Origin of the sequence: Trichococcus sp. (assembly GCF_049589555.1) — a bacterium.
In the GTDB taxonomy this organism is placed as follows: Bacteria; Bacillota; Bacilli; order Lactobacillales; family Aerococcaceae; genus Trichococcus.
Genome location: NZ_JBAWAZ010000388.1, coordinates 24,848 through 35,255 on the forward strand (window position 1 = coordinate 24,848; position 10,408 = coordinate 35,255).

At 47.9% G+C, this 10,408-nt stretch carries 9 protein-coding genes and 1 other annotated feature; of the genes, 8 read left to right on the forward strand and 1 reads right to left on the reverse strand.

Annotation, left to right across the window (positions count from 1 at the left end; all coding sequences use genetic code 11):
- Position 1: 1 nt before the first annotated feature.
- A complete protein-coding gene (gene tyrS, locus WBV27_RS13515) occupies positions 2 to 1,264 on the reverse strand; it encodes a tyrosine--tRNA ligase (RefSeq protein ID WP_424202634.1) in 1,263 nt (420 codons plus the stop codon).
- Between the two features lie 70 nt (positions 1,265 to 1,334).
- Positions 1,335 to 1,549 (reverse strand) — a binding site (T-box leader).
- A 319-nt stretch (positions 1,550 to 1,868) separates the two neighbouring features.
- Here tyrS and WBV27_RS13520 point away from each other — a divergent pair.
- From WBV27_RS13520 to ispE, 8 genes are all read left to right on the forward strand, one after another.
- Positions 1,869 to 3,173: an NlpC/P60 family protein gene (locus WBV27_RS13520; RefSeq protein ID WP_424202635.1), complete on the forward strand. Its 1,305-nt coding sequence runs from the start codon at positions 1,869 to 1,871 to the stop codon at positions 3,171 to 3,173.
- A 120-nt stretch (positions 3,174 to 3,293) separates the two neighbouring features.
- Complete coding sequence (locus WBV27_RS13525) at positions 3,294 to 4,055, forward strand: MerR family transcriptional regulator (RefSeq protein ID WP_424202636.1); 762 nt, start codon at positions 3,294 to 3,296, stop codon at positions 4,053 to 4,055.
- Between the two features lie 196 nt (positions 4,056 to 4,251).
- Positions 4,252 to 6,270 carry a methionine--tRNA ligase gene (metG, locus tag WBV27_RS13530; RefSeq protein WP_424202637.1) on the forward strand — a complete coding sequence of 673 codons (2,019 nt, stop codon included), beginning with the start codon at positions 4,252 to 4,254 and terminating at the stop codon, positions 6,268 to 6,270.
- A gap of 113 nt (positions 6,271 to 6,383) precedes the next feature.
- Positions 6,384 to 7,166 carry a TatD family hydrolase gene (locus tag WBV27_RS13535; RefSeq protein WP_424202638.1) on the forward strand — a complete coding sequence of 261 codons (783 nt, stop codon included), beginning with the start codon at positions 6,384 to 6,386 and terminating at the stop codon, positions 7,164 to 7,166.
- Positions 7,163 to 7,762: a ribonuclease M5 gene (rnmV, locus tag WBV27_RS13540; RefSeq protein ID WP_424202639.1), complete on the forward strand. Its 600-nt coding sequence runs from the start codon at positions 7,163 to 7,165 to the stop codon at positions 7,760 to 7,762. Before WBV27_RS13535 ends, rnmV begins: the two co-directional genes overlap by 4 nt.
- Positions 7,759 to 8,658 carry a 16S rRNA (adenine(1518)-N(6)/adenine(1519)-N(6))-dimethyltransferase RsmA gene (gene rsmA, locus WBV27_RS13545; RefSeq protein ID WP_424202640.1) on the forward strand — a complete coding sequence of 300 codons (900 nt, stop codon included), beginning with the start codon at positions 7,759 to 7,761 and terminating at the stop codon, positions 8,656 to 8,658. The genes rnmV and rsmA overlap by 4 nt, the downstream gene beginning before the upstream one ends.
- A 264-nt stretch (positions 8,659 to 8,922) precedes the next feature.
- Entirely contained in the window at positions 8,923 to 9,180 is a 258-nt protein-coding gene (locus tag WBV27_RS13550) for a Veg family protein (protein WP_068559042.1), read from the forward strand.
- Between the two features lie 238 nt (positions 9,181 to 9,418).
- Entirely contained in the window at positions 9,419 to 10,279 is an 861-nt protein-coding gene (ispE, locus tag WBV27_RS13555; RefSeq protein ID WP_140185371.1) for a 4-(cytidine 5'-diphospho)-2-C-methyl-D-erythritol kinase, read from the forward strand.
- Positions 10,280 to 10,408 lie beyond the last annotated feature (129 nt).

Genomic DNA, 10,408 nt, shown 5'->3' on the forward strand with positions numbered 1-10,408 from the left:
ATCAAGCCACCAACTTTACCAAGAAATATTTCTTTTTGCCGCGGCGCACGAGGATAAAGCGGCCTTCGAAAGAATTTTCGGCAGTGATGACGAATTCCAGATCCGTGACTTTATCGCCATTGATGGAGATGGCGCCGTTTTGGATGTCTTCGCGTGACTGGCGGCGTGACGGTTCGATGCCGAGATCGACCAACCAAGTGACCAATTCCTGCTCTTTCAGGTCGGACTCGAAAGTAGGCATATTTTTGAATCCTTCAGCGATTTCATCGGCGGTCAATTCCTTCACTTCACCGGTAAACAGGGCTTCGGTGATCTTTAGAGCGTCCGCCAGAGCTTGTTCGCTGTGGACGAAGCGTGTCATTTCGGATGCCAAAACTTTTTGGGCTTCGCGTTTGTGCGGCTCTGTTTCCACTTTTTCAGTCAGGGCATCGATCTCTTCCTTCGAAAGGAAAGTGAAATATTTCAGGTATTTGATGACATCGCGGTCGTCCTGGTTCACCCAGAATTGGTAGAACTCGTAAGGCGTTGTTTTTTTCGGGTCCAACCAGACAGCACCGCCGGCAGTTTTGCCGAATTTCGTGCCGTCCGCCTTCAACATCAAAGGAATCGTCAAACCGAAAGCTTTTGCTTCCGCGCCTTCTTTTTTACGGATCAGGTCCAAACCGGCAGTGATGTTGCCCCATTGATCCTGGCCGCCGATCTGAAGGTTGACGCCCTCATTCTGGAATAGGTGCAGGAAGTCCATGGACTGGAGAATTTGGTAAGTGAATTCCGTGAAGGAAATGCCGGTGTCCAGACGGCTGGCTACGATATCTTTCGCCAACATCGTATTGATGTTGAAGTTCTTGCCGAAGTCGCGCAGGAAATCCAACAGTGTCAAATCTTTCGTCCAGTCGTAATTGTTGACGAGGCGGATGTCAGCCGAACTGTCCGATAGAAACAGTTTCTTCATCTGAGAGGTCAAAGCATTTGCATTCTCGACGACTTGATCCATCGATTGCAGAACTCTTTCTTCGCTCTTTCCGCTTGGATCGCCTATCGATCCGGTCGCGCCGCCGATCAGGATGACGGGTTTGTGTCCTGCCAATTGGAATCTCTTCAATACTATGAAGGGAATCAGATGTCCGATATGCAGGCTGTCGCCGGTAGGGTCAACGCCGCAATACAGGCCAATCTGCTCATCCTCCGTTAATTTGCGCAAACCTGCCGCGTCCGTTTGTTGATTGATGGCGCCGCGCCATTCTAATTCGTCTATGATATTCATGTGCTTCATTCCTCTTCTCGTAAATTTATATGCAAAAAAATCCCTGTCCAGACAAGAAAATTCTTGTTTGAACAGGGACGATAGTTATCGTGGTACCACCCAGCTTGCAGAATCATCCTGAATCGGAAAGACTTTGCCACTCTGACATGTATCGTATGCCGGCCGCTTATGCGCATAAGAAAGCTCCAAAGTGTAATTCGAATCCAGGCTTGCATCAACTTCCACCAACCGCTGACTCTCTATAGGACAAAATCCCGATTCTACTGTCTTTTTCATCGCTTTTTCTTTTATTGTTTAATTGCCGTAAGTATAGCGCAGTAAAACTTCAGATGTCAACAGTGACAACAAAAAAAGTAATGCTACAGAAATGTTACAAAGTCGGAAGGTGCATGAAATATTACTGATGGCGCGGATTTGGACACATTAGGAGAGTCATTTTACAGAAATGTTACAGTTAGGATACAACTTGTCGAAACCGGGTTAAACGAAAAAAAACTATGTTATGATTCATTATGTTGATGAATCTTAAGAAAAACTATAAAAAGTTAAAAGATATATAAGAATTATAACTAACGACAATCGAATGTAAGTGGAGGAATTAGACTTGAAGAAGAAATTAGTGGCTATCGCATTAGCAGGTACGATCCTTGCAACAAGTATAGTAACGCCTTTTACAGCTCAAGCAGATGAAATCTTAACAAAAATCCAACAGCAGGAAACTAAAATTTCTGATTTGGACAGCAAACAAAACACAGCAGCAGAAAACTTGTCCGCAATCACTGCAGAAGTTGATGCAGCCGAACAAAGAGCAGAGACTCTATTGGCAAACCGCGTAAAGACACAAGATGAGATTGTTGCTTTACAAGAAGATATTGCCGAATTGCAAGTAGTCATCGCGCAACGCGAAGAACAACTGGATGAGCAAGCAAGATCTGTTCAAGTGAACGGTTCAAACGAAAACTACTTGAACTTTATCGTATCATCCGAATCTTTCACAGATTTAGTATCCCGCATTGATGTTGTATCAAAAATGGTTTCAGCCAATAAAGAATTGGTAGAACAGCAAGTTGCGGATCAAAAGGCTGTTGAAGACAAAAAAAATAAAACTGAAGAGAACTTAAACGAAATCAATGCAATGGCCATGGAGTTGGAACAACTTAAAGGCGATCTGCAAGTGAAGAGAATCGAACAAGAGAGCGCAGTTGCCGCTTTGGCTGCTGAAAAAGCAACAGCTGAATCCGACCGCGAAATGTTCTTGGCGCAAAAAGAAGAAGCTGACCAACGCGCTGCCGCAGAGGCTGCTTCCATTGCAGCCGCTGAAGCTGCCGCAGCTACTGTAGCTGCAACAGTCGCACAAGCAAGTTCAGAAGAATCTTCATCCGTTGATATTGCATCAAGCACAGTTGCAAGTTCCGAGTCAGCAGCTCCTGCTCAAACAGTTGCAGCTGCGCCAGTTGTTGAGAGTGCACCAGTTGTGTCTGCTCCAGCAGCACCAGTCGTCAGCGCACCAGTTGTGGCTGCACCAGTCGTAACTGCACCGGTATTATCAGCACCAACAGGAGATGTTGTTTCCATTGCTGCACAATATATCGGAGTTCCTTATGTATGGGGCGGAAAAACACCATCAGGCTTTGACTGCTCAGGCTTCACTTCTTATGTTTTCAGACAAGCATACGGCATCGAAATCGGTGGCTACACAGTTCCTCAAGAAAACTCAGGTACGCAGATTGCTGTATCAGCCGCACAAGCGGGAGATTTGATTTTCTGGGGTTCAAGAGGCGCGACTTATCACGTAGCTATTTACGTAGGCGGCGGACAATACATCCACGCTCCAGCACCAGGCCAAACAGTTACTTATTCTTCTTACAACCTTTCCGGCGCATCATTTGCCGTACGTGTTGCAAGATAATCCGAAAAATTCACGACAGTCCTCCGGGGCTGTCTTTTTTTGATTTTTGCGTATAGGAAGGGAAACTGTTGACCTTGACGCAGCGTCAAGGTGTAAGATGAAATCAACGGAGGGGATAAGATGGAATATACGATCCAGAAATTGAGCCGTCTGGCCGGCATCAGCACGAGGACGCTGCGCTACTATGACGAAATCGGCCTGCTGAAGCCCAAACGCACCAGTTCCTCCGGCTATCGCATCTATGGTGAAGCAGAGGTGGACAGGCTGCAGCAGATCCTGTTCTTCAAGCAACTGTCCTTTTCGCTTGATGAAATCAAATCAGCGATGGATGATCCGGCCTATGACGAGGAACGTTCGTTGGTCGCGCATAAACAGGCATTGTTGGAGAAAAAGAAGGAAATCGAATTGCTGATCAAAACGGTCGATGCTACGCTTGAAGAAAAAAGAGGAGGCAGAAAAATGAGCGCCAAAGAGAAATTTGAAGGCTTGAAGAAAGAACTGCTCGACGAGAACGAAACCCGCTACGGACAGGAAATCCGCGGAAAATACGGAGAAAAGACCGTTGCGGCGTCAAACAAGAAGTTCGCAGGAATGAGCGAAGCGGATTTTGACGCAATGCAGGAGCTGGCCGCACGCTTGCAGGAGATGCTGACGGAAGCGATGGCCACGGGGGATACCGGCGGAGAGGCTGCATTGGCGGTTGCTGCATTGCATAAACAGTGGCTGAGCTATACTTGGCCGACCTACTCTCCGGAAGCGCATCGTGGACTGGCCCAGATGTATGTCGACGACGAAAGATTCACGGCATACTACGATAAAGCATCAGGCAAAGGAGCCGCCGCCTTTTTGCGGGATGCGATCCACAACTTTACTGATAAATGATGAATGCCGCTGGAAGGGCCGGGAGCTGAACATTGCTTTCGGCTTTTTTGTGCGTGGATTCGGAGGTACAGGCGTAGGCAAGAGGTTGCCGCTTGTTTCGAATTTCGCGCCCCAACCCTTGACTTTTGTGGTAGAATGGTACGGTAAGTTGCGTACATTCGCAAACAACTTAGAATTCAGGGAGGCGCACTCATTCGTGGCTAAAGAAAAAAATACATTTTATATCACTACTCCAATCTATTATCCGAGCGGTAAGCTCCACATCGGAAATGCGTATTCTACAATCGCATGCGATGTAATGGCGCGCTATAAAAAACTGATGGGATTCGATGTGTTCTACCTGACTGGATCAGATGAGCACGGACAAAAAATCGAGAACAAAGCAGCAGAATTGGGCATCACACCAAAAGAATATGTGGACGGCATGGCCCAGGATATGCAGGATCTATGGAAACGTCTGGACATTTCCAACAACAAGTTCATCCGCACCACTGATGATGATCATGTCCAAGCCGTTCAGCAGATTTTTGAACAATTATTGGAACAAGGCGACATCTATCTTGGCGAATACGAAGGCTGGTATTCGGTTTCCGACGAAGAGTTCTTCACGGAAACACAATTGGCTGAAGTATATCGCGATGCCGACGGAAAAATCATCGGCGGGGTTGCTCCAAGCGGCCATGAAGTCGAGTTGGTGAAAGAGGAGTCCTACTTCTTCCGCATGAGCAAATACGCGGATCGTTTGTTGGCTTATTACGAAGCGCATCCCGATTTCATCCAACCGGAGTCGCGCAAAAACGAGATGGTCAACAACTTCATCAAACCGGGCCTTGAGGATCTGGCTGTTTCACGGACGACCTTTACCTGGGGGATTCCCGTGAAGAGCAATCCGAAGCACGTGGTCTATGTTTGGATCGATGCATTGGCGAACTACATCACTGCCTTGGGCTATGGTTCGGCTGATGATTCGCTTTACCAAAAATATTGGCCGGCTGATGTGCACATGGTCGGAAAAGAAATCGTCCGCTTCCACACCATCTATTGGCCGATCATGCTGATGGCATTGGATCTGCCGCTTCCGAAGAAAATCTTCGGACACGGGTGGCTTTTGATGAAGGAAGGCAAAATGTCCAAATCCAAAGGCAATGTTGTGTATCCGGATATGTTGGTGGACCGCTTCGGTTTGGATGCTTTGCGCTACTATCTGATGCGCGAAGTGACCTTCGGCAGCGACGGCATCTTCACGCCGGAAGACTACGTGAACCGGATCAACTATGACCTGGCGAACGATCTGGGCAACTTGCTGAACAGAACAATCGCGATGATCAATAAATATTTCGGAGGGAACATCCCTGCGGCACTAGCAGCGGAAACGGCTTTCGATGCGGAACTCAAAGCGATGGCAGCGGAAGTGACCGAGAATTACCAGAAGGAAATGGACAACATGCAGTTCAGTTCGGCCTTGTCCGAAACCTGGCGCCTTATTTCACGCGCGAACAAATACATCGATGAGACAGCTCCATGGGTCTTGGCGAAGGATGAATCCAAGCAAGCGGAGTTGGGAAGCGTCATGTCGCATTTGGCGGAAACCTTGCGCGTCGTCGGCATTCTCCTGTCTCCATTCATGACGCAAGCGCCGTTCAGAATGTATGAACAACTTGGATTGGACTTCGAAAAACAAGGCGCTTGGGAAAATGTGGCCTTCGGAACGTTCCCTGCGGACGTGAAGGTAGTCGAAAAAGGCACGCCTATTTTCCCTCGTCTCGTCACGGAAGAAGAAGTCGCCTACATCAAGGAACAAATGGGCGGAACGGCCCCAGCGGAAGAGGAAACAGTAGCAGCCGAGTGGGATCCGACGACTACCGTACTGACTTCCGAAAAGGAAAAACAGATCAAATATGAAGACTTCGATAAAGTCGAGCTGAAGGTAGCTGAAGTCATCGATTGCCAGAAAGTCGAAGGCGCGGACAAGTTGCTGAAATTTCGTCTGGATGCGGGTGATGAAGGTCATCGCCAAATCCTGTCGGGCATTGCGCAATGGTATCCGGATCCTGCGTATTTCATCGGCAAGAAAGTCATCATCGTCGCTAACCTGAAAGCGCGCAAAATGAAGGGTGAAATCAGCCAAGGAATGATCCTTTCTGCTGAAAAGGATGGCGTGCTGCAAGTGATACTCGCACCTGAATCGGCAGCAAATGGTTCGACAGTGGCATAAGGGTTTTTGTGATTCAAGGAGCCTGGGACAGTTGTCCCGGACTCCTTTGTCCATTTTAGATGCAGAAGAATCAGGGCAGGCTAAGCCTTCCTGCAGGAACCGGAAAGGAATCTATGGATAAACTATTATTTGATACACACACGCATCTGAACGTGGACGCTTTTGCGGATGATGCGGATGCGGCCATCGGAAGGGCCCACGAAGCCGGTGTCGGAAGATTTGCGGTCGTGGGATTCGATGCGGACACAATAAAAAAATCGCTCGAATTGAGCGCAAAATATCCCGAAATCTACAGCATCATCGGCTGGCATCCTACTGAAGCAGCCACCTATACTGCGGCAGTGGAAGACAGCCTGATGGCATTGCTTGAAGAAAAAAAGGTTGTTGCCATGGGCGAGATGGGTCTGGACTATCACTGGGACACAGCGCCGCATGACGTGCAAGCTAAAGTGTTCAGAAGGCAAATCGCGATCGCAAAAGAATTGGAACTGCCGATCAGCATCCATATGCGTGATGCCATCGAAGACACGTACCGCATTCTGAAGGAAGAGGATGTGCGCGACATAGGCGGCATCATGCACAGCTTCAGCGGTGACGTGAACTACATGAAGAAGTTTTTGGATTTGGGCATGCACATTTCGATCAGCGGCGTCGTCACCTTCAAAAAGGCGACAGAAGTCCATGAAGTGGCCAAAGCTGTTCCGATCGAGAGACTCTTGGTCGAAACTGATGCGCCTTATCTGGCTCCCGTTCCTTTCCGCGGAAAGCGAAACGAGCCGGCATATGTCCGCTATGTAGCCGAAAAGATTGCTGAATTACGTGGCCAGACCTTCGAAGAGATCGCGCTGCAGACTACCAAAAACGCAAATACATTATTCGGGTTGGATGATAGATGAAAATAGAAGAGATTATAGTGGTCGAGGGGAAAGACGATACAAGACGGATCAAACTGGCGGTGGAAGCTGATACGATCGAAACGAACGGATCAGCAATCAACGAAGAAACGCTGCAGCTGATCGCCCATGCGCAAGCGACACGTGGCGTCATCGTCTTCACCGATCCGGATTTTCCAGGCGGGAAGATCCGGGCAACGATCGTGGAACGGATTCCCGGCGTCAAGCATGCGTTTTTGCGCAAGGATGACGCGCAATCCCCGAAAGGCGGAAGCCTCGGAATCGAGCATGCCTCTCCGGAAATCATAAGGGAAGCGCTGAAGAATATCTACACGCAAAGGCAAGCAGAAACGAGCGACATCGACAGGAAATTCCTGGATGAATGGCGCTTGGTCGGACATGCTGACTCAAGCCGTTACCGGGAGTTGCTGGGGGATGCGCTTGGGATCGGGCATACGAACGGGAAACAGTTGTTGAAACGCCTGCGCATGTTCCAATTGGAAAAAGAAGCTGTTAACGCAGCGATGACGGCCATTTTGAAAGAACTGGATGAAAAGGATAGCCTGACCGCTCTGCGGCAGGAGGAGGAAAATAAATGAGTGGATTAGAATACCATAAGGATATAGCAACACCGAGCAGAACGAACGCCATCTTAAAAAAATACCATTTGACCATGAAGAAGAGCCTAGGCCAAAACTTTTTGGTTGACCCGAATATACTGACGAAGATGGTTGCTGCAGCCGGCATAGATGAAAACACCAATGTGATCGAGATCGGCCCCGGTATCGGAGCCTTGACGGAACGCCTTGCCAGAGAAGCCAAAAAAGTAGTGGCGTTTGAAGTGGACAGACGTCTGGCGCCGATTCTGAAGACGGAACTTGCGGAATACGATAATATCGAAATCATTTTTCAGGATATTCTGGAGGCAAATGTTCCGCAAGTCATCGAAGAGCATTTTGAACCGGCCGAACGATTAGTGGTGGCAGCGAATCTGCCTTACTATATCACGACGCCGATCATCATGAATTTCATAGAGACTGATTTGCCGATCGACACGTTTGTGATGATGATGCAAAAGGAAGTCGCGCAGCGCATGACAGCCAAACCTGGAACGAAATCATTCGGTTCATTGACGATTGCGATCGACTACTATACGGAAGCCGAGATTGCCTTCATCGTTCCGAAAACCGTTTTTGTGCCGCAACCGAATGTCGATTCGGCAATCCTGAAGCTGCAGCGGAGAGCGGAACCTAAAGTCAAAGTTACCGATGAGAAGTTCTTCTTTGATTTGGTGCGCGCCGGTTTCAATCAGCGCAGAAAAACGCTCTGGAACAATCTGCAATCCCGCTACGGCAAAACGGAAGAGATCAAGGCAGCTTTGACAGCCGGACTTGAAGAAGCCGGCATTGAGCCTTCAAAACGGGGAGAAGCACTGAGCATCGAACAATTTGCGGACCTGGCGAATGCTTTAGTCAAATATTTGGACGTTCAATAAATCATCAAAAAATAACCTGATATTTTCGCGTCCAGAGGCACCATCGGTACGGATGCATCACCATCCGGATCCCATTGCGAAGGGAAGGTGATGCATCCGCGGTGCAATTTTCCAAGCAGCAGTTTTACTAAATAAAAGTAAAAAAAGTTGATAAGATTTCTTTAAAAATTTATTCGTTTCATAGTTGCGTGCATACGTCCTCTGTGATATACTTGTTAATTTAATTTATCTGTGTTATACTGTGAATCAGTGAGGTGAAACAGAATGCCGGATAATTTGAGTCAGATTAAGGAACAACTGGAATGTCACTTAGGGCAGAAAGTTATGCTGACTGCGCAAGCAGGACGCAAACGCAAGACAGAACGAAAAGGTATTTTACGGGAAACGTATCATGCTGTATTTGTGGTTGATCTAGACCAAAACGAAAATGCATTTGAACGTGTATCATACAGTTATGCAGATGTTTTAACCGAAGCTGTAGAGATCTTATTTTATGATGAAGAAAAATGCCAGTACGCTTAAATTATGTAAGAACTTATTCCAAATAAATCAAACAGACATCGAAATGTCTGTTTTTTTTTATCGAAAAATCGCCTGCTGCAAGAGAAATCGTGTATGGGGAAAACCGGTTCCGGGCACTGAGCCGTGAGATATTGATCATTCAGAAAGTAATTCTTGGTTATTGACATATAATTCTTTTAAAAACGGCACGCTTACGCTAGTATTGTAGTATAAGAACAGTTGAGAGGAGCGTGGAGCGATGGAATGGATTGAACGGGCACCGGCAAAAATAAATTTGGCGTTAGATGTATTGTATAAGCGGGATGACCTTTATCATGAACTCGAAATGGTGATGGCTTCAGTCGACCTCGCGGACCATCTTACGTTTACTCCTCTCGAAAAAGATGAAATCAGAATCTACACGAACAAAGTGTTTTTGCCCGTGGATACGCGAAATCATGTCTATCAAGCAGTGAAGCTTCTCAAAGACCGTTGCGGGATAAAGAAGGGGATCAAAATCGAAATCGACAAGAAAATCCCTGTCGCTGCCGGATTGGGCGGCGGCAGCACGGATGCGGCTGCGGCTTTGCGCGCGCTGAACAAGATTTGGGATCTGCAGCTTTCTGTTGAGGAGCTGATTGCGATCGGCAACCAAGTAGGCTCGGATGTTCCCTACAGCATAGTGGGTGGCACAGCCTTCGTATCAGGCCGAGGGGAAATCGTCCGCAAACTGCGACCGATGCCATCCTGTTGGGTGATTTTGGCGAAACCGCGCCTGAGCGTCTCGACGAAGACGATTTTCCGGCTGTTGGCTGTCGAGCAACTGCAGCACAAACCGACTTCCCGCATCGTAGCGCAAGCCATCGAGGAGGGCGATTACGAGCGGATGTGTCAGAACGTTGGGAATGCTTTAGAGCAAGTGACCTTCAATAAGCATCCGGAACTGCGCCAATTGAAGGACCGGATGGAGAAGTACGGCCTTGATGGCGTGACGATGAGCGGCAGTGGCCCTACCATCATCGGATTCAGCAGAAACACGTCGCGCATCAAAAGAGCCTATAACAGTCTGCGCGGATTCTGCGAAGAAGTTTATATGGTCCGACTGCTTAACGAAGAATGAATAGAAAAGCGGGACAAGCCCGCTCTGCCTCGAAAGAAATTTAGGAAATCTGGCCCTGAATGAGCATCGCAGAGCGCAATGGGTCAGATTTATCTAATTTCCGAGAGGCAGGCTTGGACCGCTAGCCAT

What these genes read in the sequence shown, in the direction of transcription:
- rsmA (WP_424202640.1), top strand. Translation starts at nt 7,759, where the DNA reads ATGAGTGGATTAGAATACCATAAGGATATAGCAACACCGAGCAGAACG.
- ispE (WP_140185371.1), top strand. Translation starts at nt 9,419, where the DNA reads ATGGAATGGATTGAACGGGCACCGGCAAAAATAAATTTGGCGTTAGAT.
- WBV27_RS13535 (WP_424202638.1), top strand. Translation starts at nt 6,384, where the DNA reads ATGGATAAACTATTATTTGATACACACACGCATCTGAACGTGGACGCT.
- rnmV (WP_424202639.1), top strand. Translation starts at nt 7,163, where the DNA reads ATGAAAATAGAAGAGATTATAGTGGTCGAGGGGAAAGACGATACAAGA.
- tyrS (WP_424202634.1), bottom strand. Translation starts at nt 1,264, where the DNA reads ATGAATATCATAGACGAATTAGAATGGCGCGGCGCCATCAATCAACAA.
- WBV27_RS13525 (WP_424202636.1), top strand. Translation starts at nt 3,294, where the DNA reads ATGGAATATACGATCCAGAAATTGAGCCGTCTGGCCGGCATCAGCACG.
- WBV27_RS13550 (WP_068559042.1), top strand. Translation starts at nt 8,923, where the DNA reads ATGCCGGATAATTTGAGTCAGATTAAGGAACAACTGGAATGTCACTTA.